Genomic DNA, 24,597 nt, shown 5'->3' with positions numbered 1-24,597 from the left:
CCACCTGGTGCGAAACGCAATTTCGCGCGCACCGGCTCTCACGCGCTACTCCAGACCCCACGGCCCGGAAAGGGCCAGATCCGGAGACACATCCCCATGCGGAAGTCCATAAGAGTCGCGAGCATCGCCGCCGCCTGTGCCGTCGCCGGTGCCGCCCTGTACGGCACCGGCGCCGCGAGTGCCCACACCTCGGGTACGAAGACGCACGAGCCCGAGAACATCGCGACGCTCGTCTCGCAGATCGACACCTACTACGGCGGCACGAAGGACAGCGCCGGCGTCTGGTCCGCCTCGCCCGACAGCCTGTACGCCGCCGACGTCGCGCACATCGAGTCGGACGCGAAGAAGGACATCAAGAAGGCCGTCAAGAAGGCCGCGAAGCCGGGCGAGAAGCCCGCCATCGTGCTGGACATCGACGACACCTCTTTGCTGAGCTACGACTTCGAGAAGGCCACCAACTTCACGTACAGCAGCAGCGGGTGGACCAACTACATCAAGACCACCACCCGTCAGGCCGTCTTCGGCATGCCGGAGCTGGTCGCGTACGCCAAGAGCAAGGGCGTCGAGGTCTTCTTCCTGTCCGGCCTGGACGCGTCGCTGCGGTCCTACACCACCGCGAACCTCGACACCGTGGGCTACAAGACGGCGCTCGACACGGACCACGTCTTCCTCAAGGACAAGGTCAACCCGCCGTCCTACCTGAGCAGCTGCGCGACCGCTGCTTCCTGGACCTGCACCACGGTCCAGTACAAGGAAGGCACCCGGAAGTACATCGAGTCCGAGGGCTACAACATCATCGGCAGCTTCGGTGACCAGCAGTCCGACCTGGACGGCGGCTACGCCGACAAGACGTACAAGATCCCGAACCCGACGTACTTCGTCGCGTAAGGGCATTGCCCGAGGGGGGCAGTGACGGGCGGGCCCGGGTTCACCGGGCCCGCCCGCCGTGCGTCGGAAACCCCCTGGGGCCCACGCCCCCGGGGCCCTACGCCTCGTACGCGTCCACCTCGGCGAGAAACGCGTCACGCGCAGGCGCGTCGAGGAAGGCGGCCCGGAAGGAATTGCGGGCGAGGGTGCGCAGGGCGTCGTCGTCCAGTGGTAGGGCGTCGCGTACGGCGTCGAAGTTGTCGCCCGCGTAGCCGCCGAAGTAGGCCGGGTCGTCGGAGTTGACGGTGACCAGGAGCCCGGCCTCCAGCATCGCGGGGAGCGGGTGGTCGGCCATCGTGTCGACGCAGCGCAGCCGGACGTTGGACAGCGGGCACACCGTGAGCGGGACCTGGTCGCGGACCAGCCGTTCGACCAGGGCCGGGTCCTCCATGCAGCGGATGCCGTGGTCGACGCGTTCGACACCGAGGATGTCCAGCGCCTCCAGGATGTACGCGGGCGGGCCCTCCTCCCCCGCGTGCGCGACGCGGCGCAGGCCGGCCTCGGCGGCGGCCGCGTAGACCTCCCGGAACTTCGACGGCGGGTTGCCGACCTCGGCGGAGTCCAGGCCGACGGCCGCGATGCGGCCGAACCAGGGGCGGGCGGCCTCGAAGGTCTCCATGGCGGAGTCGGCGGACTCGTCCCGCAGGAAGCACATGATCAGCCGGGTGCTGATGCCGTGCAGGTCCTCACTGCGGTCCAGTGCCCGGCCCAGGCCCTCGATGACGGTGCCGATAGGCACGCCGCGCGCAGTGTGCGCCTGCGGATCGAAGAAGATCTCGGCGTGCCGTACGCCCTGCTTGGCGGCCCGGGCCAGGTAGGCGTCCGCGAGCAGGGCGAAGTCCTCCTCGGTGCGCAGGACGGCCATCAGGGCGTAGTACAGGTCCAGGAAGGACTGCAGATCGGAGAAGGAGTAGGCCTTGCGCAGCTCTTCGGCCGTCGCGTACGGCAGCTCGACTCCGTTGCGCGCGGCGAGGGCGAAGGCCAGCTCGGGTTCGAGGGTGCCCTCGATGTGCAGGTGCAGCTCGGCCTTGGGAATCCGGTTCGACATAACGGCCAACCGTACAGGTCAGAGCGATTGCCGCCGCTTCGGCACGGGCACCCGGTCGAGGTCCCGCGCGATGGTGAGCTCGCCCTCGAAACCCGCGTCGCGCGCATGCCGCTCAAAGGCCTCCGGGTCGGTGTATCGCTGCGAGAAGTGGGTGAGCACCAGGTGCCGTACGCCCGCCTCGGCGGCCGCCTTCGCGGCCTGGCCCGCCGTCAGGTGGCCGTGTTCGGAGGCCAGTTCCGCGTCGGCGTCGAGGAAGGTCGACTCGATGACGAGCATGTCGGCGCCCTCGGCGAGCTCGTACACTCCGTCGCACAGCCGGGTGTCCATGACGAACGCGAAGCGCTGCCCGGGGCGCGGCTCGCTGACCTGGTCGAGGGTGACACCGTCCACCGAGCCCTCGCGCTGCAGGCGGCCGACGGCCGGTCCGCTGATGCCGTGCGTCTTCAGCCGCTCGGGCAGCATGCGCATGCCGTCCGGTTCGGTGAGCCGGTAGCCGTAGGACTCCACCGGGTGCGACAGCCTGCGCGCCTCCAGCCGGAAGACGGGCGTGTCGGCGAGGACGCCGCCCTCGCCGCTCACCGGCTCCTGGCCGAGCTTCACGGTCTCGCGGTACGCGGTCGCGTAGCGCAGCCGGTCGAAGAAGCGCTGGCCGGAGGCCGGGTAGTGCGCGGCGACCGGGTGCGGGACCCGGTCGAGGTTGATCCGCTGGATCACGCCGGCCAGGCCGAGGCTGTGGTCGCCGTGGAAGTGCGTGACGCACAGCCGGGTCAGGTCGTGCGCGGCCACCCCGGCGCGCAGCATCTGGCGCTGGGTGCCCTCTCCGGGGTCGAAGAGGATGCCCTCGCTGTCCCAGCGCAGGAAGTAGCCGTTGTGGTTGCGGTGCCGGGTCGGGACCTGGCTGGCCGTGCCGAGCACGACCAGTTCACGTGCGGACATCAGTGGTTATCCCGGGGGCCATTCGAGGCCGCGCCCGCCCAGGACGTGCGCATGCGCGTGGAAGACGGTCTGACCGGCGCCGGAGCCCGTGTTGAAGACCACCCGGTAGCCGGTCGCGTCCACCTTGTCCTCCGCCGCGACCTCGCCCGCCTCGCGCAGCACGTCCGCCATCAGCGACGGCTCGGCGGCGGCCAGGCTGGCCGCGTCGGGGTAGTGCGCCTTCGGAATGACCAGGACGTGCGTCGGCGCCTGCGGGTTTATGTCGCGGAACGCGACCGTCGTCTCGGTCTCGCGCACCACCGTCGCGGGGATGCTTCCCTCCACGATCTTGCAGAACAGGCAGTCGGCCTGCGCTTCTCCCGCCACGGGTTCCGCCTCCGGCTAGCGTCTGGTAGGTATACGCGCAGCCTATCCGAGCTGCGCCAGCCAGTCGGCGCCGTACTCGCGGTGGCCCAGCGGAAGCAGATAGCGGCCGTGCGGCACGGCCAGCAGCACCGAGGCCGCCGCCAGGTCCACGGGACGCGCCCCGCCGGGGAACAGCAGCTCCGCCTGCCCGGCCGCGAACTCCCCCGGGAAAGCCGACAGCCGCGCCCACAGCAGCCGTTCCTCGCGCGTGCACAGCTCATGGCTCCAGCCGATCGCCGCGCGCAGCGTGTGGTGCCGCAACGGCTCCGTCGGGCCGTCCGTCAGCAGCGCGAATCTCTCCCCCGGCATGCTCAGCCGCTCCGACAGGCGCTTGCCCGACATATGGCGCAGCCTGCGCGCCGCCAGCTCGATGCTCAGCGGATCGCCGTCCAGGTAGGCGCAGATCCGCACCGCCATGTAGTCCGGCAGCACCGCTCCGTACGCCGCCGCCCGCCGCATCAGCAGCCGTACGCTGCGCTCCGCGCGCAGCGGGCCGAGCCGCACGACGCGCTCGCCCTCGACGCTCAGCGTCCTGCGGCTCGTCGCCAGTATTCGCAGCCCGGGCGCCGCGTCCAGCAGATACTCCGCCAACTCCGCGCACGCGCCGGTCAGATGCTCGCACGTGTCCAGCACGAGCAGCGCGCTGCGGTTCAGCAGCGTCCGCGCCAGCGCCTCCGCCGGCGGCAGATCCGTGTACCGCGCCAGCCCCAGCACCCCCGCCACCGCCTGCGGCAGCATCCCCGGTACCCGGCACTCCGTCAGGTCCAGCCCGAACGCCGGCAGCCCGGCCGACCTCGCCACCTCCCCGGCCAGCCTCGTCTTGCCGACACCGGCCATGCCGGTGATCGTCACCAGGCGGGCGCCGTGCAGCAGCTCCGCGACGTCCGCTGCGGGTTCGTGGTCGAGGATCTCGGGCACGCTCCGAGTCTTCCGGGCCGTACGGGGCCCTGCGGGCGGTCGGCGAAAGATGCGTATACCTAAAGTGGCGGGCGGGTCTTGCTAGGTAGCGCCCACCCTTTGTCCTCAATCGCCGGACGGGCTGAGTTCACGGCAGCGCCGGCGGGGTCTTCGCGGGCCGTTCCGCCAGCGCGTCCAGGGCGACGCGGATCGCGACGTCGAGTTGGGGATCGCGTCCGGCCGCCCAGTCCTGCGGGGTGTGCGGGACCTCGATGTCGGGATCGACGCCGTGGTTCTCGACGTCCCAGCCCATCCCCTCCATCCAGAAGGCGTACTTGGGCTGGGTGACGAGCGTGCCGTCGACGAGGTGGTAGCGGGAGTCGATGCCGATGACGCCGCCCCAGGTCCGGGTGCCGACCACGGGGCCGATGCCCAGGGCCTTGATGGCGGCGTTGACGATGTCGCCGTCGGAGCCGGAGTGCTCGTTGGCGACCGCGACGACGGGGCCGCGCGGGGCGTCCATGGGGTAGCTGAGGGCCGGGAGGCCGCGTGGGAGGTCCCAGCCGACGATGCGGCGGGCCAGCTTCTCGACGACGAGCTGGGACGTATGGCCGCCGCGGTTCTCGCGCACGTCCACGACGAGCCCTTCGCGCGCCACCTCGACCCGCAGGTCGCGGTGGAGCTGGGCCCAGCCGGAGCCGACCATGTCGGGGACGTGCAGATAGCCGAGGCGTCCGGCGGAGTGCTCGTGGACGTAGGCACGGCGGCCGGCGACCCAGTCGTGGTAGCGCAGGGGCTCCTCGTCGGCGACGGGCACGACGACCACATGCCGTACGCCGTCCGGTTCCGTGCCGACGGTCAGCTCGACGGGCTTGCGGGCGGTGCCGATGAGCAGCGGACCGGGGCCGGTTACGGGGTCGACGGGACGGCCGTCGACGGCGAGCAGGGCGTCCCCGGCGCGGACGGCGACGCCGGGGGCGGCGAGCGGGGAGCGGGCGCGGGGGTCGGAGGTCTCGGAGGGCAGGACGCGGTCGACCCGCCAGACGCCCTCCGGGTCACGGGAGAGGTCGGCGCCGAGCAGGCCCTGCCGGTGCAGGGCGTCCCCGTGACCGCCCGGCGGGGTGACGTAGGCGTGCGAGGTGCCGAGCTCGCCGGCGACCTCCCAGAGCAGGTCGACCAGGTCGTCGTGGGTGGCGACGCGGTCCAGGACGGGCCGGTAGCGCTCGGCGACGCCGTCCCAGTCGACGCCGCCCATGTCGGGCCGCCAGAAGTTGTCCCGCATGAGGCGGTGGGCCTCGTCGTACATCTGGCGCCATTCGGCGTGCGGCTGGACGGTGAGGCGGACGCGGGAGAGGTCCACGGTGACGTTGGAGTCCGAATCGTCCTCCGAGGACACGGACTTGTGGTCGGCGGAGGCGACCCGGAGCGTGTGGCCGGCCGTGATCAGAACCTTGTTGCCGTCGCCGCTGACGGCGAAGTCGTCGGCGTCGTCGGCGAGTTCCTCGATACGCAGCTGCTTGAGGTCGTAGCGCTCCAGCGTCGTGGCGGGCGGTTCGGCCTCCGGCGTGGCCCGGGCGGCGCCGAGGACGCCGCGCAGCGGGTGCCGCAGCCACAGGACGCCGTCCTTGGCGGCACGGCAGGTCGAGTAGCGGGCGGCCTCGACCGGGAAGGGCACGATGCGGTCGGCGAGGCCCTCGGCGTCGACCTTGGTGACGGGGGCGGCGTCCTTCTTCGGGGTGTCGCCGTCGGTCTTCTCGGGCTTGTCGTCGGCCCCGGGGTCGACGGGGCGGCCGTGGCGCTGCGGTCCGAAGGGCGAGGGGGTGGTGGCGGCGAGCGTGATGAGGTGCGGGCGGCAGGCGTTGGGGAACGACAGGTCGAAGACGTGCTCGTCGTAGACCGGGTCGAAGGCCCGCTCGGAGAGGAAGGCGAGGTGCTTGCCGTCGGAGGTGAAGGCGGGCGAGGAGTCGTTGAAGCGCAGCGGCGTCGCGTCGACCGTGGTGAGATCGGCCGTTGCGGCCAGCTTCAGATTGCGCAGCGGGGCCGGGCCGGGGTGCGACCAGGCGAGCCACGCCGAGTCCGGTGAGAAGGCGAGCCCGGTGGCATGCCCGTGCTCGCTCGTGGCCACGGTGCGCACCTCGCCCGTCTGCGTGTCGACCAGCAGCACCCGCCCGTCGTGCGAGGCCACCGCGATCCGGTGCCCGTCGGGCGACACCGTAAGGCCCAGTACGCGGCCGAGCCGTCCGGCGGCGAGCTTGCGCGAGGCGCCACCGGTGGCCGGTCCGACCTCCAGCGCGTCCTCGCCCTCCGCGTCCGTCACCCGGACCACCTGCTGGTCGCCCTCGCCCCCGAACACCCTCGGCAGCCTCGTGCGCACCCCCGGCTCGGCCGACAGCGCCCGCGCCGGGCCCCCGCGATGCGTCACCCAGTGCGTCGTCCCCCGCACCTCCACCGCGCTGCCCCGCCCCGTATGGTCCGGGCGCGCCCCGCCGAGGTAGTGCGCCGCCCGGACCGGGTGCGGCTGCAGATCCGTACGCTGCCCGCCGAGGCGCACGGCCACGCGGCGCGGCTCGGCGCCCTCCAGGTCGTCCAGAATCCACAGCTCGCCGACGGAGGCGTACACGACCCGGGTGCCGTCGGTGGCGGCGTGGCGGGCGTAGAAACCGTCAATGGGCGTGTGCCGCCGCAGATCCGTCCCGTCGGCCAGGCTGGAGTACAGCGCCCCCACACCCTCGTGGTCGGACAGGAACCCGATCCGCTCCCCCACCCACACCGGGTACTCGATGTTTCCGCCGAGCCCTTCGTGGAGCCGCTCGAACTCGCCGTCGCCGTCGCGGTCGATCCACAGCTTCCCCGCCGTCCCGCCCCGGTACCGCTTCCACCACGCGGCCTCCCGGTTCATCCCCGCCGACAGCAGCACCACCTGGCCCCCCGGCCCGTACGCAACCGCCCCCACCGGCCCGTACGGCAGCACCCGCCCCGGCCCCCCGTCCAACGGCACCGCGCTCGCCCAGCTCCGCCGCAGGCTTGCCTGCCCGTGGGTGCTGATCGCCACGACCTCCCCGCCGGCCGTCCATCCGCGCACCGAGGTCTTCCAACTCCCCCAGTGCGTCAGCCGCTTCGACGCCCCGCCGTCCACCGGCGCGACATGCACCTCCGGCGCCCCGTCGCGGGTCGACGTCCACGCGATCCACTGCCCGTCCGGCGAGATCCGGGGATGGTCGACGGGCACGTTGTCGGCACTCACGCGCCACGCGCGGCCGCTGCCGTCGAGGGGGGCCGCCCAGATGTCGTCCTCGGCCGTGAAGGTGATCAGGTCGCCGTGGAGGTGGGGGAAGCGGAGATACGCGGGGTGCGAAGGCTGCGTCACGCCGTCACATTAGTCACCCGTCGGGCGCAGTGCGTCATCCAGGTGGGCGATCCCGATCGTGGGGGTAGGTGCGGGAACTTACGCTGAGTCAGCACAAAACCTCCACAAAGAGCATATACCCGACCGAAAGGTCCCTGTCCCCATGCCCATTCGCCCCCACCGCCGCATTGCCTCCGCCCTCCTCGGTGGTCTCATGGCCCTGTCCGTCCCCACCTTGGCCACCGCTCCTGCGCGGGCGGCGACGGGGGACATCACCGAGTTCAGCGCGGGCATCACCGCCGGCAGCGCCCCGACCGATATCGCGTCCGGACCGGACGGAAACCTCTGGTTCACCGAGGTCACCGGCGACCGCATCGGACGCATCACCACAGCGGGCGTCGTCACCGAATTCAGCACCGGCATCACCGCCGGCAGCCAACCAATCGGCATCACCTCGGGACCGGACGGAAATCTCTGGTTCACCGAGTACGGCGGCGACCGCATCGGACGCATCACCACAGCGGGCGTCGTCACCGAATTCAGCACCGGCATCACCGCCGGCAGCCAACCGGTCGGCATCGCCTCGGGACCGGACGGAAACCTCTGGTTCACCGAGTACGGCGGCGACCGCATCGGACGCATCACCACAGCGGGCGTCGTCACCGAATTCAGCACCGGCATCACCGCCGGCAGCCAGCCCAACAACATCACAGCCGGGCCGGATGGCAACCTATGGTTCACCGAGCTCAGCGACCGCATCGGACGCATCACCACAGCCGGCGTCGTCACCGAATTCAGCACCGGCATCACCGCCGGCAGCGAGCCCAGGGACATTACCGCAGGGCCCGATGGGAACCTCTGGTTCACCGAGGAACTCGGCAACCGCATCGGACGCATCACCACGGCCGGCGTCGTCACCGAGTTCGGCGCAGGCATCACCCCTGGCAGCCATCCGAACGGCATCATCACCGGCCCGGACGGAAACCTCTGGTTCGGCGAGGTGACGGGCAACCGCGTCGGCCGGATCACCCCGGCGGGGGTCGTGACGGAGTTCGCCTCCGGGATCAGTCCTGCCAGCGGGCCCCTCCGGGTCGCCGCCGGGCCGGACGGCAACATCTGGTTCACCGAGTACTACGGAAACCGCATCGGCCGCCTCAAGATCGACCAGGCGGACCTCAAGGTCAGGCTCAACGCCCCGCGGCACGCCCGCGTCGGCAGCAAGTACGAGTACGCCCTGACCGTGACCAACCGCGGCCCGGACACGGCCAGGGACGTCACGGTCACCCTCTCCCGCGCACTCGGACTCCCCGTGGTCGGCGTCTCCCCCGCCGCGCACGAACTGACCTGGCACATCGGCTCGCTGGCCCCGGGCAGGCAGCGCACCTTCCACGTCTGGGTGCGGGCCGCCGGGAGGCCACGGACCGTCACCGCGACCGCGCACGTCACCTCGGCCACCTTCGACGCGGTCCCGGCGAACAGCACCGCCACCGCCAGCACCCGGATCACGCAGAAGGACAAGGACTAGCCGGGACTAACCCCAGCGCCCGGTCCGCCCCAGCAGCAGCGCCGTAGCCGCCACGCCCGCCGTGGACGTACGCAGGACGGTCGCCCCCAGCCGGTACGGCTTGGCGCCCGCCGCGGCGAAGGCGTCCAGCTCCTCCGGGGAGACCCCGCCCTCCGGGCCGACGACGAGCACGATCTCGCCGTCGGCCGGGAGGGGGGCGGAGGCCAGTGGCTCGGAGCCCTCCTCGTGGAGCACGGCGGCGAAGGCGGCGCGGCCGAGCAGCGCGGCGACCTGACGGGTGGTCATCAGCTCGTCCACATCGGGGAATCGGAGCCGGCGGGACTGCTTGGCGGCCTCGCGGGCCGTCGACCGCCACTTGGCGAGAGCCTTGGCACCGCGCTCGGCCCGCCACTGGGTGACGCAACGGGCTGCCGCCCAGGGCACGATGGCGTCGATGCCGGTCTCGGTCATCGTCTCGACGGCCAGCTCGCCGCGGTCGCCTTTGGGGAGTGCCTGTACGACGGTGATGCGGGGGCGGGGGGCGGGCTCGCTGCGCAGCGCGGTTACGGCGACCTCGAGGTGGTCCTTGCCCTCGACCGCCGCCACCGTGCCGTAAGCCCCCGTACCGGCGCCGTCGGTGAGGACGATGTCCTCGCCGATGCGCAGGCGGCGTACGGAGACGGCGTGGCGGCCCTCGGCGCCGGACAGGACGATGCGGTCGCCCGCGAGGGCACCCGGCTCGACGATGAAGACGGGGGCCGTCATGACGCGCTCCGGGCAGCCATCGCCTCACGGGCGGCGTCGAGTTCATCGGCCAGCAGGGCGACGAGCTCGCCCGCCGCGACGCTCCGGGCCAGCCGGTGGCCCTGCCCCGCCCACAGGGCCATGGCCTGGGGGTCGCCGGCTGCGGCGGCGGCCCTGCGGAGGGGGGCGGTGAGGTGGTGGATCTGGGGGTAGGCGGCGGGGGCGTACGGACCGTGCTCGCGCATGAAGCGGTTGACGAGGCCGCGGGCGGGCCGGCCGGAGAAGGCGCGGGTGAGCTCGGTGTGGGTGAAGACGGGGTCGGTGATGGCGCGCTTGTGGAGGGCGTTGGCACCGGACTCGGGGCAGACGAGGAAGGCGGTGCCGAGCTGGGCGGCGTCGGCGCCGACGGCGAGGACGGAGGCGATCTGGTCGCCGCGCATGAGGCCGCCGGCGGCGATGACCGGGAGCTGCACGGCGTCGCGGACCTGGGGGACGAGGGCGAGCAGGCCGACGCCCGCGCAGTCCAGCTCGGCGTCGTCGCGGTGGGTGCCCTGGTGGCCGCCGGCCTCTATGCCCTGGACGCAGACGGCGTCGGCACCCGCGCGCTGCGCGGCGAGCGCTTCGGCGGTGGAGGTGACGGTGACGACCGTGAAGGTGCCGACGCGCGCGAGGGCGTCCAGCGTGTCCCGGTCCGGGCAGCCGAAGGTGAAGCTGACCACCGGGACGGGGTTGTCGAGCAGGACCGAGATCTTGGCCTCGTACGCGTCGTCGTTGCCGGAGTCCGGATCGCCGAGCGGGGTGTCGTACCAGGTGGCCTCGCCGGCCAGCTGCTCGGCGTAGACCTCGACGGCGGCGGGATCGGCGGTGATGGGCTGGGGCATGAAGAGGTTCATGCCGAAGGGGTTCGCGGTGAGGCTGCGGACCTGCTTGATCTCCTCGTACATCGCCTCGGGCGTCTTGTACCCGGCGGCGAGGAAGCCGAGGCCGCCGGCCTCGCTGACAGCGGCGGCCAGGCGCGGTGTCGACCCGCCGCCGGCCATGGGGGCCTGGACGACGGGGTACGCGAAGAGGTCGGTCAGCGTAGCCATGAGGCCATCGTTTCATGACCTTGTCCGGGGGTCGCACCGGCCGGTCGGGTGGCCCCCGACCGGCCGCGAAAACCGCTCAGCGACCGTTGAACGCGTCCTTCAGCCGCGAGAAGAGTCCCTGCTGCCCGGGCTGAAACTGACCGAGCGGCCGCTCCTCGCCTCGCAGCTTCGCGAGCCGCCGCAGCAGCTCCTCCTGGTCGGGATCGAGCTTGCTCGGCGTGAGGACCTCGACGTGGACGATGAGGTCGCCGCGCCCGCCGCCCCGCAGGTGGGTGATACCGCGCTGGTGCAGCGGGATCGACTGGCCGGACTGGGTACCGGGCCGGATGTCGACCTCCTCCAGCCCGTCCAGGGTCTCCAGCGGGCACTTCGTGCCGAGGGCCGCCGCTGTCATGGGGAGGGTGACCGTGCAATGCAGGTCGTCGCCGCGCCGCTGGAAGACGGGGTGCGGGAGCTCGCGGATCTCGACGTACAGGTCACCGGCGGGACCGCCGCCGGGGCCGACCTCGCCCTCGCCCGCGAGCTGGATCCTGGTCCCGTTGTCGACGCCGGCCGGGATCTTGACCGTGAGGGTGCGGCGGGACCGGACCCGGCCGTCGCCCGCGCACTCGGGGCAGGGGGTCGGGACGACGGTGCCGAAGCCCTGGCACTGGGGGCAGGGCCGGGAGGTCATGACCTGGCCGAGGAAGGAGCGGGTGACCTGGGAGACCTCGCCACGGCCGCGGCACATGTCGCAGGTCTGCGCGGCGGTGCCGGGGGCGGCGCCCTCGCCCGCGCAGGTGCCGCAGGTGACGGCCGTGTCGACCTGGATGTCCTTCGTCGTGCCGAAGGCCGCCTCGTCGAGCTCGATCTCCAGCCGGATCATGGCGTCCTGGCCGCGCCGGGTGCGCGAGCGCGGGCCGCGCTGCGACTGCTGCCCGAAGAACGCGTCCATGATGTCGCTGAAGTTGCCGAAGCCCGCGCCGAAGCCGCCCGCGCCACCGCCGCCTCCGGCCGCGGACAGCGGGTCGCCGCCGAGGTCGTAGACCTGCTTCTTCTGCGGGTCCGAGAGCACCTCGTAGGCGGCGTTGATCTCCTTGAACCGCTCCTGGGTCTTCGGATCCGGATTCACATCCGGGTGCAGCTCGCGCGCCAGGCGTCGGAACGCCTTCTTGATCTCGTCCGGGCCCGCGTCTCGCCGTACGCCCAGGACGGCGTAGTAGTCCGTCGCCACTTACGACTCCGCCAGGATCTGTCCGACGTAACGTGCCACTGCGCGTACCGCTCCCATCGTTCCGGGGTAGTCCATGCGGGTCGGTCCGACCACGCCGAGTTTTGCGACCGCCTCGTCGCCCGAACCGTAGCCGACCGCGACCACGGATGTGGAGTTGAGGCCCTCGTGGAAGTTCTCATGACCGATTCGCACCGTCATGCCCATGCCTGAATCCTTGGCCTCGCCGAGCAGCTTGAGAAGCACCATCTGCTCCTCCAGCGCCTCGAGGACAGGACGAATGGTCAGGGGGAAATCGTGATTGAAGCGTGTCAGATTCGCGGTGCCGCCGAGCATGACGCGCTCTTCGGTCTCCTCGACCAGCGTCTCCAGCAAGGTCGCCAGGACCAGCGAGACGGCCGGCCGGTCGTCCCGGTCGAAGCTCTCCGGCAGATCCGTCACCAGCGGCGGAACGTCCGCGAACCGGCGCCCCACCACCCGGCTGTTCAGCCGCGCCCGCAGATCCGCCAGCACGGTCTCGCCGACCGGCGCCGGGCAGTCCACCAGCCGCTGCTCGACCCGCCCGGTGTCCGTGATCAGTACGAGCATGATCCGGGCCGGGGCCAGCGCCAGCAGCTCGACATGGCGGACCGTGGAGCGGGTGAGGGACGGATACTGCACCACCGCGACCTGCCGGGTCAGCTGCGCGAGCAGCCGCACGGTGCGGGCCACGACGTCGTCGAGGTCGACGGCGCTGCCCAGGAAGTTCTGGATCGCGCGCCGCTCGGCCGTCGACAGCGGTTTCACGCCCGCCAGTTTGTCGACGAAGAGCCGGTAGCCCTTGTCCGTGGGGACCCGGCCCGCGCTGGTGTGGGGCTGGTGGATATAGCCCTCTTCCTCCAGCACCGCCATGTCGTTGCGGACCGTCGCGGGCGAGACTCCGAGGCTGTGCCGCTCGGTCAGCGCCTTGGAGCCCACGGGCTCCTCGGTGCCCACATAGTCCTGGACGATGGCGCGCAGCACTTCGAGCCGCCGTTCACTGAGCATCAGCGCACACCTCCAGTCAGACGCGGGTCCCGTGGCACCATTGGCACTTTGGCACTCGTGTCGGATGAGTGCCAGCTTCCCCGCAGCCAGTGTACGGCGCGGTAGCAAGACCTCGGCAAGGGTGGCCCGATACGGTCGGCCGCATGGACGTGGCTGACGTGTCTGAGGTGCCTGACGTGCCTGATGGGTGGGAGCGGCTCGCCCCCGGGGTGTTCCGGCGCAGGCTCCCCTTCCTGGACGTGACCGTCGGCGTCGTGGTCGGCGAGGACGGCGTCCTCATGATCGACACCGGCTCGACCCTCGCCGAGGGCGCGGAGCTGCGCGAGCGGATCACCGGTCCCGGAGGGCTCACCGGTGGCCGTCCGGTCACCGACATCGTCCTCACCCACGGCCACTTCGACCACGTCTTCGGCGCGGCCGCCTTCCCCTCCGGCGAGGTCCAGGTCTACGGCGAGATGACCCTCGACACCTACCTGGAGCGCGAACGCCTCGCCCTGCGCGGCGACGCCGTCAAACACGGCGCCGACCCCCGCGCCGCCGCCCAGGCCGCCGACGCCCTCGTCCGCCCCGCCAACCTCATCGACCAGCGCTACGAACTCGACCTCGGCGGCGACCGCCAGGTCCTTCTCGTCCACCCCGGCGACGGCCACACCACTCACGACCTGGTCGTCATCGTGCCCGGCAACCCGGTCGTGGTCTTCTGCGGCGACCTCGTCGAGGAGTCCGGCGCCCCCCAGGCCGGGCCCGACGCCGCCCCCGGTGACTGGCCGGGGACCCTGGACGAGCTCCTGCGGCTGGGCGGCGAGGACGCGGTCTACGTACCGGGCCACGGCGCCGTCGTCGACGCGGGCTTCGTGCGCGCGCAGCGGGACGCGCTCCGTTTGCGTTCCTAGGGTCCTGGATACGATCTGGCGCATGCGCAGCCGACAGTACGGGCCCGATCTCACCCCGCCCTGACTGCATCCCCCGGGGGATAACCCCCGGACCCCCAGCAGAGAGCACCTCACCGCGGACAAGAATGGCACCCATGCGCAGCCGACAGTACGGGCCCGATCTCACCCCGCCCTGGAAGAAATCTCAGGCAGCCCCCGAGGTGGCCGCCGAGCCGGACCTCGTCGTCGAAGAGGCCGCCACCGGCTTCTGCGGCGCCGTCGTCCGCTGCGAGAAGTCGGCCGAAGGCCTCACCGTCACCCTTGAGGACCGCTTCGGCAAGCACCGCGTCTTCCCCATGGCCCCGCGCGGCTTCCTCCTGGACGGCCAGGTCGTCACCCTCGTCCGGCCGTCCGCCGCCACGGCAGGCCCCCGCACCCCGGCCCGTACGGCCTCCGGCTCGATCGCCGTCCCCGGCGCCCGCGCGCGGGTCGCCCGCGCCGGGCGCATCTACGTCGAAGGGCGGCACGACGCCGAGCTCGTCGAGCGCGTGTGGGGCGACGACCTGCGCATCGAGGGCGTCGTCGTGGAGTACCTGGAGGGCATCGACGACCTCCCCGCGATCGTCGCCGAATTCGCCCCCGGGCCGGACGCGCGGCTGGGCGTGCTGGTGGACCACCTCGTGCCGGGCAGCAAGGAGTCGCGGATCGCGGCCGCCGTGTCCAGCGAGCACGCGCTGATCGTGGGCCATCCCTACATCGACGTCTGGGAGGCGGTGAAGCCGTCCTCCGTGGGAATCACGGCGTGGCCGTCCGTCCCGCGCGGGCAGGACTGGAAGACGGGCGTGTGCCGGGCACTGGGCTGGCCGGAGAACACGGGGGCCGCGTGGCAGCGGATTCTGGGGTCCGTGCGCAGCTACAAGGACCTGGAGCCGGAGCTCCTGGGGCGGGTGGAGGAGCTCATCGACTTCGTCACGGCGTCGGCTTGACGTCCGGACGGGGCCGTCAGTCGACCAGGTCCCGGACCACTGCGTCCGCCAGCAGCCGCCCGCGCAGGGTGAGGACGGCCCGTCCGTCGGCGTAAGGACCGGCCTCCAGGAGGCCGTCCCTTACCGCCTGGCCGGCGGCGGCCGCACCGGCGGGGGCGAGGATGTCCAGGGGGCAGCCGTCCAGGAGCCTCAGCTCCAGGAGGATGCGCTCGACGCGCCGGTCCTCCGCGGAGAGGAGCTCGCGCCCGGCGCCGGGGGTACGGCCTTCCGACAGGGCCTGGGCGTACGCGCCGGGGTGCTTGACGTTCCACCAGCGGACGCCGCCGACGTGGCTGTGGGCGCCGGGACCGGCGCCCCACCAGTCGGCGCCGGTCCAGTAGAGCTCGTTGTGGCGGCATCGCGCCGCTGCGGAGGTGGCCCAGTTGGAGACCTCGTACCAGTCGAAGCCGGCGGCGGCGAAGCGCTCGTCGGCGATGAGATAGCGGTCCGCGTGGACGTCGTCATCCGTCATGGGGATCTCGCCGCGACGGATGCGCCGGGCGAGCTGCGTGCCCTCCTCGACGATCAGGGCGTACGCCGAGACGTGGTCCGGCCCGGCGCCGATCGCGGCGTCCAGGGAGGCCCGCCAGTCGTCGTCGGACTCTCCGGGAGTGCCGTAGATCAGGTCCAGGTTGACGTGCTCGAAGCCCGCCGCGCGTGCCTCGCCGACGCAGGCTTCGGGGCGGCCGGGGGTGTGGTTGCGGTCCAGGATCTTGAGCACGTGCTGCTTGGCGCTCTGCATGCCGAAGGAGATCCGGTTGAAACCGCCCTTGCGCAGGGCGGACAGATAGGCCGGGTCGACGGACTCCGGATTCGCCTCGGTGGTGATCTCGGCACCGGCCGCGAGCCCGAATTCGTCGCGGATCGCGGCCAGCATGCGCACGAGGTCACCGGCGGCGAGCAGGGTGGGGGTGCCGCCGCCGACGAAGACGGTCTCGACCGGCCGGGGGTCGTCCCCGAGCACCTTCCTGGCGAGCCGGATCTCCTCGATCAGGGTGTCGGCGTAGTTGTCACGGGAGGCCAGGGCCCCGCCGCTGCCCCGCAGCTCGCTCGCGGTGTAGGTGTTGAAGTCGCAGTAGCCGCACCGCGTCGCACAGTAGGGGACGTGCAGGTAGAACCCCAGGGGGCGGTCCGCCGCGCCGGCGAGCGCGCCGGGGGGCAGCGCGCCGTTGTCGGGCAGGGGCTCGCCGTCAGGCAGTACGGAAGGCATGTCCCCCATTGTCCGCCATCGGCCAGGCGAGCTACGCCTACTGTGCCTGCAGCACCAGCAGCGCCAGGTCGTCGTCCGGCGGAGCCGGGTCGTACTCGTGCACCGCCCGCCGGATCCGTTCCGCCACCGCGCCCGCGCCGAGCCCGGCACAGGAGGCGAGGGTGGCGGCGAGGCCGTCGTCGTCGTCGAACTGGCGGTTGCCGTTGCGGCGCTCGGTGATGCCGTCGGTGACGCAGAGCAGGGTGTCGCCGGGCGAGAGGTCGAAGGACTCGCTGAGGTACTCGGCGTCGTCGGTGATCCCGAGCAGTATCTGCGGGGCGGCGACGGGCCGTACCGTGCCGCCGGCGGCGGAGAGCACGAGCGGCAGCGGGTGGCCGGCGCTGGCGAGGGTGCAGCGGGCGCCGCGCCCGGTGGCGTACGGCACGATCTCGCCGTACAGCAGGGACAGGAAGCGGGGTGGCTCACCGCTCACCGCGCTTGCGCATGCGGCCTCGTCGGCGAGGGCACGGTTGAGGCGGTCCAGGACCTCCGCGACGCCGAAGCCCTCGCGGGCGAGCAGGCGCATGACGGGCCGGGCGAGGCCGGTGACGGCGGCGGCTTCGGGGCCGCTGCCCTGGACGTCGCCGAGGGCGAAGCACCAGCGGCCGTCACCGGCGGGGAAGAGGTCGTAGAAGTCGCCGCCGACGACGTCGGCGCCGGTCGGCTCGTAGACGATGGCGGTCTCCATGCCGGGGATGGCGGCGATGGAGGCTGGCAGCAGGCCGCGCTGCAGGACGTGGCTGATCATGGCCTGGCGGGCGTACTGCCGGGCGGTGCCGATGGCGAGGGCGACCCGGCGGGCGAAGTCCTCGATGAGGCCGATGACCTCGTCGGGGATGCGCATGAGGCCCGTACGGCCGAGCAGCAGCGTGCCGTGGCTGCGGCCGCCGACGATGAGGGGGCAGGCCAGGGCGGCACCCCCGGGGTCGAAGGTCTCGGCGGCAACGGGCCAGGGCCAGGGCATGGCGCCTGCCCGGACGGCGGCGGGGGGCGGGTCCTTCTCCAGGACCATGCGCAGGCCGTCGATGCGGTTTTCGGACAGGTGCCAGACGCGGGCGAGGCGCGGCTCGGCGTTCTCCGGGCCCCCGGGGTTGAGCCAGACCGCGCACCAGTCGGCGAGCCGGGGGACGAGGAGCTGTCCGGCGAGCGAGGCGACCATGTCCTCGTCGAGCTGTCCGGCGAGCAGGTCGGAGGCCTCGGCGAGGAAGGACAGCGAGCCCCGGCTGATCCAGTCGGTGTCGTAGCGCCGGGAACCGCGCATCGGGGCGGGCGCCAGGATCTCCGCCGCGCGCAGGTCGCGCTGGAGTACGCGGTCGCTCTCGGCGAGGTCCGGGGACGGGAACGGCTCCCCGGACGGATCGAGGCCCGCGTCGATGACGAGCCGGCACCAGATGGTCTTGAGGTCGCGGCGGTAGGTGATCCCCCACTCCTCCGAGAACGCGGCGACAAGCTGCAGTCCGCGCCCTCCTTCGCGCCCCTCGCGCTCCATTTCCACCGGGTTGCGGATCACCCGCGCGGGGTGGTGGTCGGAGACCTCGATGACCAGCCCGCACGGCGGCCTGCCGGGCTCCTCGTGCATGTCGAGCCGGCACAGCACCTCGGCCGTCGTGCCCGCGTGGATCACCGCGTTCGTCACCAGCTCGCTCACCAGCAGCACGGCGTCGTCCACCACCCGGTCGCTGATCCCGTCGGCCGGCCACACGTCCTGGGTGGTCCATTCGGCCAGCGCCGCGCGGACGAACTTGCGCGCGGCGCAGGCCGCCAGCTGATTCCCGGGCAGGCTGGTACGGGAAACGAACTCCCGTGGCATGGAAGCTGGCCCCACTGTGCGGCTCCTGAGCAGATCCGGCGTTGCACCCTTGACGGCAGGCCCAGCGTGACAGACTGAGCGGGCTCGTAAGCGCCGAGTCACCGAAGAAGGCCGACATGGCCCTTAAATCGGCCGTTCCCGCTCCTGCTTCCGCCTCTCCTGCGCGAGTACGGTCTGGCCACCGGCCGCAAGGCCGCCTAGGGCCTGTCTTGTGGATATCCGTGGGGAAGGAGCGGCCCGCCGCGCCAGCGGCTGATGTCACTGCGGCGCCTGTGATCGCAAGGCGGAGGAGGGAAGCGACGCGGTGGGGGCACCTCCCAGCGTCCAGCTGGGGGACGTCGTTGACCGACGGCAACGCGGCGAGCGCTGGTGCCAGGGCACGCGACGCCACGGAGATCCACAAGACAGGCCCTACGGCCTACGCCTCCCGCGAGCCCGCGTACATGTCGTCGATCAGCCCCTTGAACTCCCGCTCCACAACGGGCCGCTTCAGCTTGAGGCTGGGCGTCATGTCGCCGTGCTCGACATCCAGGTCGCGCGGCAGCAGCCGGAAGGTCTTGACCTGCTCCCAGCGCTGCAGCCCCGCGTTGACCCGCTTGACGTAGCCGTCGATGAGCTCGCGCGCCTGCTCCGAGCCGACGATGTCCGCGTAGGACTTGCCGTCCAGGCCGTTCTCCTTGGCCCAGCCCAGGATCGTCGGCTCGTCGAGGGCGAGCAGGGCGCTGCAGAAGTTGCGGTCGGCGCCGATGACGAGCACCGCGCTGACGAAGGGACACAGCGCCTTGAACTGGCCCTCGATCTCGGCCGGAGCGACGTACTTGCCGCCCGAGGTCTTGATCAGGTCCTTCTTCCGGTCGGTGATCTTCAGATAGCCGTCGGGGGACAGCTCGCCGATGTCACCGGTGTGGAACCAGCCGTCGGGCTCCAGCGCCTCGGCGGTCTTCTCGGGCAGGCCGTGGTAGCCCTGCATGACGCCGGGGCCGCGCAGCAGCACCTCGCCGTCCTCCGCGATGCGGACCTCGGTGCCGGGGAAGGGCTTGCCGACGGTGCCGGTGCGGTAGGCCGTGTCGGGGTTGAGGAAGCTGGCGGCGCTGGACTCGGTGAGGCCGTAGCCCTCCAGAATGTGGATGCCGGCGCCGGCGAAGAAGTAGCCGATCTCGGGGGCGAGCGCGGCGCCGCCGGAGACGCAGCCGCGCAACCGCCCGCCGAATGCCTCACGGATCTTGGCGTAGACGAGCTTGTCGGCGACCGTGTGCTTGGCCGCGAGCGCGAAGGGCGCGGAGGCGGTACCGGTGCGCCGCTGGTTGTCCTGGGTGACCTTGGCGTACTCGCGGGAGACCTCGGCCGCCCACTTGAAGATCGAGTACTTGGCGCCGCCGCCCGCGCGGGCCTTGGCCGCGACCCCGTTGTAGACCTTCTCGAAGATCCGCGGCACGGAGGCCATGTAGGTGGGCCGTACCACCGGCAGGTGCTCGATGATCTTGTCCACCCGGCCGTCGACCGCCATCTGGTGCCCGACCGTGAGGTGGCCCGCGATCAGCACCTTTCCGAAGACGTGCGCGAGCGGCAGCCACAGGTACTCGACGTCGTCCTCGTTCAGGATGTCGATCGCCTGGATCGCCCGCCCCATGTACGACCAGGAGTCCTGCGCCAGTCGCACACCCTTGGGGCGGCCGGTGGTGCCGGAGGTGTAGATCAGCGTCGCCAGCTGGTCCTTGGTCTGCGCGCCGACCGCCTTCGTGACGGCGTCCGGGTTCTTCTCCAGATACGCCGCTCCGCGCTGCTCCAGCTCCGCCAGCGACAGCACCCAGCCGTCGTCGGCGGCGGTGTCGACGCCGTCGGCGTTGATCAGCACCACATGTGCGAGCTCGGGCAGCTCCGCGCGCCGCTCCTGGGCCTTGGCCAGCTGCGCGGCGTCCTCCGCGATCAGCACCCGGCTGCCGGAGTCGGCCAGGATGAACGCGGTGTCGTCGGCGTTGGTGCTGGGGTAGACGGTCGTGGTGGCCGCGCCCGCACACAGGATGCCCAGGTCGGCCAGGATCCACTCGACCCGCGTCGACGAGGCGATCGCCACCCGCTCCTCGGGCCGTACGCCCAGGTCCATGAGGCCGGCTGCGATGGCGAGGACCCTGGCCGAGGCCTCCGACCAGGTCAGCGTGCGCCACTCGTCCGGCCCGCCCGTGGCGGCCGGCACCGGGTAGCTGTACGCAACGGCGTCGGGCGTCGCCTCGACCCGCTCCAGGAAGAGCGTCGCCACGGAGGGCGGCCGATTCTCGATCAACGTCTGCGTGTCCGTCACGACAACCTCCGGGGCCCGCCTCTTTGCTGGGTTAACTCGCGAGTAACCATCGAGTCGTGATCAGGGTAGAGAAACAGCACCCGCTTTGTAAGGGGCTTCGCCCACCGCGATGCAACCGTGACGAGTGAGGTACGTGGCACCTACACGTAGATACGCCGGCGGGCCCGCACATGGCGCGGCGAGCCCGCCCGCCCGCGCATCAGCCGCCGAGCGGCAGGCCACCGACCATCGGGGTCGTGCCGCCCGTCTTGGAAACGCCGCCCAGCAGCTCGCCGGTCTTGCCCGCAACAACCTTCAGGCCGTCCTTCGCGATCGCGTCCTTGGCACTCAGGAGCTTCGTCGCACCGTCACCGAGCGGCACCGTACCGCTGTCCGCGAACGCGGGCGCCGCGCCTGCCGCGCCCAGCGCGATCATGGAACCGGCGACGATCGCGGCGGCCTTCGTGTACTTCACTTCAATTCCCCTTCCGCAGCGGCGCCCTTCGCCACTGTCACCATGCGTAACGGCGACAGCTGCTCAGCAGAAACCGGAAATGACCGGGTTTTTCACCAATCACCCATATGCCGCAAGGGTCTTCATACTTCTCGCACTTCTCATACGAACGGCTCGGCCCGCACCCGATGCGGTGCGGCCGAGCCGTTCGTATGGCGTTCGTATCGCGTTCGTACGAGAACCGGGAACCGCTACTTCTTCTTGGACGAGCTCTCGTCGCTGGACAGCACCGCGATGAAGGCCTCCTGCGGCACCTCCACGGAGCCGACCATCTTCATCCGCTTCTTGCCTTCCTTCTGCTTCTCCAGCAGCTTCCGCTTACGGGAGATGTCACCGCCGTAGCACTTGGCGAGGACGTCCTTGCGGATCGCGCGGACGGTCTCACGGGCGATGACCCGGGCACCGATCGCCGCCTGGATCGGCACCTCGAAGTTCTGCCGGGGGATGAGCTCGCGCAGCTTGGCGACCAGGCGCACGCCGTACGCGTACGCCGCGTCCTTGTGGGTGATCGCGGAGAAGGCGTCGACCTTGTCGCCGTGCAGCAGGATGTCGACCTTGACCAGCGAGGAGGACTGCTCGCCGGTGGGCTCGTAGTCCAGGGAGGCGTAGCCGCGGGTCTTGGACTTCAGCTGGTCGAAGAAGTCGAAGACGATCTCGGCGAGGGGGAGGGTGTAGCGGATCTCCACCCGGTCCTCGGAGAGGTAGTCCATGCCGAGCAGCGTGCCGCGCCGGGTCTGGCACAGCTCCATGATCGCGCCGATGAACTCGGTGGGCGCCAGGATGGTGGCCTTCACGACCGGCTCGTGGACCTCGTCGATCTTGCCCTCGGGGAATTCACTCGGGTTGGTGACGATGTGCTCGGAGCCGTCCTCCATCGTCACGCGGTAGACCACGTTGGGCGCGGTGGCGATCAGGTCGAGGCCGAACTCGCGCTCCAGGCGCTCCCGGATCACGTCCAGGTGCAGCAGGCCGAGGAAGCCGACGCGGAAGCCGAAGCCGAGGGCGGCGGAGGTCTCGGGCTCGTAGACCAGGGCGGCGTCGTTGAGCTGGAGCTTGTCGAGCGCCTCGCGCAGCTCCGGGTAGTCCGAGCCGTCCAGCGGGTAGAGGCCGGAGAAGACCATCGGCTTGGGGTCCTTGTAGCCGCCCAGCGCCTCGGTCGCGCCCTTGCTGAGGGAGGTGATCGTGTCGCCGACCTTGGACTGCCGGACGTCCTTCACACCGGTGATGATGTAGCCCACCTCGCCGACGCCGACGCCGTCCGCGGGCGTCATCTCCGGGGAGCTGACGCCGATCTCCAGCAGCTCGTGGGTGGCGCCGGTGGACATCATCCGGATCCGCTCGCGCTTGTTGAGCTGGCCGTCCACCACTCGTACGTACGTCACGACACCCCGGTAGGAGTCGTAGACCGAGTCGAAGATCATCGCGCGGGCGGGCGCGTCGGCGACGCCGACCGGGTGCGGCACCGTCTGGACGACCCGGTCGAGCAGCGCCTCGACGCCCAGGCCGGTCTTGGCGGAGACCTTCAGCACGTCGTCCGGGTCGCAGCCGATGAGGTTGGCCAGCTCCTCGGCGAACTTCTCCGGCTGGGCGGCCGGCAGGTCGATCTTGTTGAGCACCGGCACGATGGCGAGGTCGTTCTCCATCGCCAGATAGAGGTTCGCGAGGGTCTGCGCCTCGATGCCCTGGGCGGCGTCCACCAGCAGGACCGTGCCCTCGCAGGCGGCGAGCGAGCGCGAGACCTCGTAGGTGAAGTCCACGTGGCCCGGGGTGTCGATCATGTTGAGGATGTGGGTCTTCCCCGTGCCGTCGCCCGTGGTGGGCGCCCAGGGCAGCCGGACGGCCTGCGACTTGATCGTGATGCCGCGCTCACGCTCGATGTCCATGCGGTCCAGGTACTGGGCGCGCATCTGCCGCGAGTCCACCACACCGGTCAGCTGCAGCATCCGGTCGGCGAGCGTCGACTTGCCGTGGTCGATGTGCGCGATGATGCAGAAGTTGCGGATCAGCGCCGGGTCGGTACGGCTCGGCTCGGGCACATGGGTAGGGGTCGCGGGCACGCAGGGTCCAGTCTGATCGGAACGATACGTATGAGGGTCGGCCTCTATAGTCCCATGCCGCGGGCCCCAGCTCGGTTTGGGCCGCTCGCGGGGCTGCTGGTAGCCTGGAGCACTGTGCCTCGTGCCCTCTGACCCGAGGCGCTCACCAAAGATCCAACCAAGATCCAACGAACCTGAGAAGGCTCTTTTCGTGGCGAACATCAAGTCCCAGATCAAGCGGAACAAGACCAACGAGAAGGCGCGCCTGCGCAACAAGGCCGTCAAGTCCGAGCTCAAGACCGCCATCCGCCGTACCCGCGAGGCCGTGGCCACCGGTGACGTCGAGAAGGCCACCGAGGCTGCCCGTCTGGCCGCCAGGAAGCTCGACAAGGCCGTGAGCAAGGGCGTCATCCACAAGAACCAGGCCGCCAACAAGAAGTCGGCGCTCGCTGGTCAGGTCGCCGGCCTCAGCGCCTGACCTTCCGCTTCACCTGCTTCATCTGCTCTATCTGCTCCATCTGCTTCACGGATCGACCCGCCGGCAACCGGAACAAGCGGCCCCTCTACCGCCCGGACCGGCACCCACAGCAGTTGCGCTGCGCGCGGACGCGTTCGCCACGTGTGCGCAGCGCGCAGAAGGCCCCCGTACCGGTCAACCACCGGAGCGGGGGCCTTCGTTGTTGTGGCCCTTGGTGTGCCCCTTCGTGTGCCCCTTCTTGTGTCGTGGACCCGTAACGATCTGCGTCAATGGGTGCCCCGATGACTATGTGGTGCTTTATCGTCACGTCATGTCCACGCCGCCTGAGCAGCCACAGCCGCCGCTGCAGCCCGAGCCCCAGCAGCCTCCGACGACGCCTGCGATCGCCACGCCTCCGGTCGCGGCCCCTCCGGTCGCCACACCTCCGGTCGCCATGCCTCCGACGGCGTACCCCTACCCCAGCCCGCAATCGCCGGCCGGGTACGGTCCCCCGGCCATCCCTGTCCAGCCGAACCCGTACGCACCCCAGATACCCGGCATGCCGCCGGCCCCGGGCGCGGGCGGCGGAGGCGCCGGCCGCGCCGTGCTCTGGGTCGTGGTCGGCGCGGTGATCGCGTCCGCCTTCTGGGCCGGCGGCGTCTTCATCCTGGGCGGCGACGACAGCCCGACGGCCGACCTGCGTGGCTACACGGCCAAGTCGAACCTCTGCTCCTCCATCGACTACTCCTCCTTCAAGAACGAGTACCCGGAGGACGACGACAGCCCGGTCCACAACGACCTCAAGCAGGACGCCCTCGACCAGAGCTACTGCAGCATCTCCCTGAAGAAGACCGGCTCGTCCTACTCCGACGCCTACTTCTCCGTCGAGGTCGATCTGCACAAGGTCACCGATCCCGGACCCGAGTTCACCGCCCAGTGGGAGAACTACAACGACCGCTACAGCGACTACGACGTCGAGAAGGTCACCGGCTTCGGTGACGAGGCCTACCTCGTCACCGAGGACACCACCAACGGCACCACCAGCGGCTCCCGCGCCGCCACGCTGGCGGTGCGCGACGGCTGGATGACGTACGAGATGAGCTGGAGCGCCTATCTCTCGTCCTACGACGACGACAAGGACCCGCCCCAGGTGGACGAGGTCTCGGACTGGCTCAAGACCGACACCGAGTCGACCCTGGAGAAGCTGAAGGGCTGACGGAGCGCT

At 71.2% G+C, this 24,597-nt stretch carries 20 protein-coding genes; 6 read left to right on the top strand and 14 right to left on the bottom strand.

Features of this window, described 5'->3' with window-relative positions; all coding sequences use genetic code 11:
• Nucleotides 1–96 precede the first annotated feature (96 nt).
• Nucleotides 97–888 (top strand): HAD family acid phosphatase, encoded by a 792-nt coding sequence (locus OG607_RS30345; RefSeq protein ID WP_405730267.1) that lies wholly within the window; start codon nt 97–99, stop codon nt 886–888.
• Between the two features lie 97 nt (nt 889–985).
• Here OG607_RS30345 and OG607_RS30340 read toward each other — a convergent pair whose 3' ends face one another.
• The 5 genes from OG607_RS30340 to OG607_RS30320 all read right to left on the bottom strand — a co-directional run bounded on the left by OG607_RS30340 (nt 986) and on the right by OG607_RS30320 (nt 7,580).
• The gene (locus OG607_RS30340) at nt 986–1,975 is read right to left on the bottom strand and encodes an adenosine deaminase (protein WP_405730265.1); all 990 of its coding nucleotides are present in this window, start codon (nt 1,973–1,975) and stop codon (nt 986–988) included.
• Between the two features lie 18 nt (nt 1,976–1,993).
• Nucleotides 1,994–2,911: a ribonuclease Z gene (locus OG607_RS30335; RefSeq protein WP_405730263.1), complete on the bottom strand. Its 918-nt coding sequence runs from the start codon at nt 2,909–2,911 to the stop codon at nt 1,994–1,996.
• 6 nt (nt 2,912–2,917) lie between these two features.
• Nucleotides 2,918–3,277 carry a histidine triad nucleotide-binding protein gene (locus tag OG607_RS30330; RefSeq protein ID WP_405730261.1) on the bottom strand — a complete coding sequence of 120 codons (360 nt, stop codon included), beginning with the start codon at nt 3,275–3,277 and terminating at the stop codon, nt 2,918–2,920.
• 42 nt (nt 3,278–3,319) lie between these two features.
• A complete protein-coding gene (locus OG607_RS30325; protein WP_405730259.1) occupies nt 3,320–4,234 on the bottom strand; it encodes an ATP-binding protein in 915 nt (304 codons plus the stop codon).
• 127 nt (nt 4,235–4,361) lie between these two features.
• Nucleotides 4,362–7,580 carry a S41 family peptidase gene (locus OG607_RS30320; protein WP_405730257.1) on the bottom strand — a complete coding sequence of 1,073 codons (3,219 nt, stop codon included), beginning with the start codon at nt 7,578–7,580 and terminating at the stop codon, nt 4,362–4,364.
• A 142-nt stretch (nt 7,581–7,722) separates the two neighbouring features.
• On the opposite strand from OG607_RS30320, the gene OG607_RS30315 reads away from it, so the two are divergent.
• Entirely contained in the window at nt 7,723–9,084 is a 1,362-nt protein-coding gene (locus tag OG607_RS30315) for a hypothetical protein (protein ID WP_405730255.1), read from the top strand.
• Nucleotides 9,085–9,090: 6 nt separating this feature from the next.
• Here OG607_RS30315 and OG607_RS30310 read toward each other — a convergent pair whose 3' ends face one another.
• The 4 genes from OG607_RS30310 to hrcA all read right to left on the bottom strand — a co-directional run bounded on the left by OG607_RS30310 (nt 9,091) and on the right by hrcA (nt 13,131).
• On the bottom strand, nt 9,091–9,828 hold the full coding sequence (locus tag OG607_RS30310) for a 16S rRNA (uracil(1498)-N(3))-methyltransferase (RefSeq protein WP_405730253.1): 738 nt from the start codon (nt 9,826–9,828) through the stop codon (nt 9,091–9,093).
• Nucleotides 9,825–10,895, bottom strand: coding sequence for a nitronate monooxygenase (locus OG607_RS30305; RefSeq protein WP_405730251.1), 1,071 nt, complete (start codon nt 10,893–10,895; stop codon nt 9,825–9,827). The genes OG607_RS30310 and OG607_RS30305 overlap by 4 nt, the downstream gene beginning before the upstream one ends.
• Before the next feature lie 76 nt (nt 10,896–10,971).
• Nucleotides 10,972–12,108: a molecular chaperone DnaJ gene (dnaJ, locus tag OG607_RS30300; protein ID WP_405730249.1), complete on the bottom strand. Its 1,137-nt coding sequence runs from the start codon at nt 12,106–12,108 to the stop codon at nt 10,972–10,974.
• Nucleotides 12,109–13,131, bottom strand: a complete 1,023-nt coding sequence (hrcA, locus tag OG607_RS30295) for a heat-inducible transcriptional repressor HrcA (protein WP_405730247.1) — start codon at nt 13,129–13,131, stop codon at nt 12,109–12,111.
• A 143-nt stretch (nt 13,132–13,274) separates the two neighbouring features.
• Between hrcA and OG607_RS30290 the strand changes: the two genes are divergently transcribed.
• Together OG607_RS30290 and OG607_RS30285 are read left to right on the top strand one after the other, a co-directional pair.
• The gene (locus tag OG607_RS30290; protein ID WP_405730245.1) at nt 13,275–14,024 is read left to right on the top strand and encodes an MBL fold metallo-hydrolase; all 750 of its coding nucleotides are present in this window, start codon (nt 13,275–13,277) and stop codon (nt 14,022–14,024) included.
• Between the two features lie 134 nt (nt 14,025–14,158).
• The gene (locus OG607_RS30285; protein ID WP_405730244.1) at nt 14,159–14,989 is read left to right on the top strand and encodes a DUF3097 domain-containing protein; all 831 of its coding nucleotides are present in this window, start codon (nt 14,159–14,161) and stop codon (nt 14,987–14,989) included.
• Nucleotides 14,990–15,005: 16 nt separating this feature from the next.
• On the opposite strand, the gene hemW is transcribed toward OG607_RS30285, so the two are convergent.
• The 5 genes from hemW to lepA all read right to left on the bottom strand — a co-directional run bounded on the left by hemW (nt 15,006) and on the right by lepA (nt 22,936).
• On the bottom strand, nt 15,006–16,238 hold the full coding sequence (hemW, locus tag OG607_RS30280) for a radical SAM family heme chaperone HemW (protein ID WP_405730242.1): 1,233 nt from the start codon (nt 16,236–16,238) through the stop codon (nt 15,006–15,008).
• Between the two features lie 37 nt (nt 16,239–16,275).
• Nucleotides 16,276–18,087: a SpoIIE family protein phosphatase gene (locus OG607_RS30275; RefSeq protein WP_405730240.1), complete on the bottom strand. Its 1,812-nt coding sequence runs from the start codon at nt 18,085–18,087 to the stop codon at nt 16,276–16,278.
• Nucleotides 18,088–18,505: 418 nt separating this feature from the next.
• Entirely contained in the window at nt 18,506–20,386 is a 1,881-nt protein-coding gene (locus tag OG607_RS30270; RefSeq protein WP_405730238.1) for an AMP-dependent synthetase/ligase, read from the bottom strand.
• Nucleotides 20,387–20,585: 199 nt separating this feature from the next.
• On the bottom strand, nt 20,586–20,840 hold the full coding sequence (locus tag OG607_RS30265; protein ID WP_405730236.1) for a hypothetical protein: 255 nt from the start codon (nt 20,838–20,840) through the stop codon (nt 20,586–20,588).
• Nucleotides 20,841–21,070: 230 nt separating this feature from the next.
• Entirely contained in the window at nt 21,071–22,936 is a 1,866-nt protein-coding gene (gene lepA, locus OG607_RS30260; RefSeq protein ID WP_405730234.1) for a translation elongation factor 4, read from the bottom strand.
• A 190-nt stretch (nt 22,937–23,126) separates the two neighbouring features.
• On the opposite strand from lepA, the gene rpsT reads away from it, so the two are divergent.
• On the top strand, nt 23,127–23,393 hold the full coding sequence (gene rpsT, locus OG607_RS30255) for a 30S ribosomal protein S20 (RefSeq protein WP_405730232.1): 267 nt from the start codon (nt 23,127–23,129) through the stop codon (nt 23,391–23,393).
• Nucleotides 23,394–23,703: 310 nt separating this feature from the next.
• Entirely contained in the window at nt 23,704–24,588 is an 885-nt protein-coding gene (locus OG607_RS30250; protein WP_405730230.1) for a hypothetical protein, read from the top strand.
• Nucleotides 24,589–24,597 lie beyond the last annotated feature (9 nt).

The organism is Streptomyces sp. NBC_01537 (assembly GCF_045040445.1).
Lineage (GTDB): Bacteria > Actinomycetota > Actinomycetes > Streptomycetales > Streptomycetaceae > Actinacidiphila.
The sequence above is the reverse complement of the archived record's forward strand: the minus strand, read 5'-3'. Positions and strand labels throughout refer to the sequence as shown.

Bases quoted from the DNA above. Each gene is read 5' to 3' on its own strand.
- OG607_RS30250 (WP_405730230.1), top strand. From the start codon at position 23,704: ATGTCCACGCCGCCTGAGCAGCCACAGCCGCCGCTGCAGCCCGAGCCC.
- OG607_RS30335 (WP_405730263.1), bottom strand. From the start codon at position 2,911: ATGTCCGCACGTGAACTGGTCGTGCTCGGCACGGCCAGCCAGGTCCCG.
- OG607_RS30285 (WP_405730244.1), top strand. From the start codon at position 14,159: ATGCGCAGCCGACAGTACGGGCCCGATCTCACCCCGCCCTGGAAGAAA.
- OG607_RS30345 (WP_405730267.1), top strand. From the start codon at position 97: ATGCGGAAGTCCATAAGAGTCGCGAGCATCGCCGCCGCCTGTGCCGTC.
- hrcA (WP_405730247.1), bottom strand. From the start codon at position 13,131: ATGCTCAGTGAACGGCGGCTCGAAGTGCTGCGCGCCATCGTCCAGGAC.
- hemW (WP_405730242.1), bottom strand. From the start codon at position 16,238: ATGCCTTCCGTACTGCCTGACGGCGAGCCCCTGCCCGACAACGGCGCG.
- OG607_RS30315 (WP_405730255.1), top strand. From the start codon at position 7,723: ATGCCCATTCGCCCCCACCGCCGCATTGCCTCCGCCCTCCTCGGTGGT.
- OG607_RS30310 (WP_405730253.1), bottom strand. From the start codon at position 9,828: ATGACGGCCCCCGTCTTCATCGTCGAGCCGGGTGCCCTCGCGGGCGAC.
- OG607_RS30275 (WP_405730240.1), bottom strand. From the start codon at position 18,087: ATGCCACGGGAGTTCGTTTCCCGTACCAGCCTGCCCGGGAATCAGCTG.
- OG607_RS30290 (WP_405730245.1), top strand. From the start codon at position 13,275: ATGGACGTGGCTGACGTGTCTGAGGTGCCTGACGTGCCTGATGGGTGG.
- OG607_RS30340 (WP_405730265.1), bottom strand. From the start codon at position 1,975: ATGTCGAACCGGATTCCCAAGGCCGAGCTGCACCTGCACATCGAGGGC.
- OG607_RS30305 (WP_405730251.1), bottom strand. From the start codon at position 10,895: ATGGCTACGCTGACCGACCTCTTCGCGTACCCCGTCGTCCAGGCCCCC.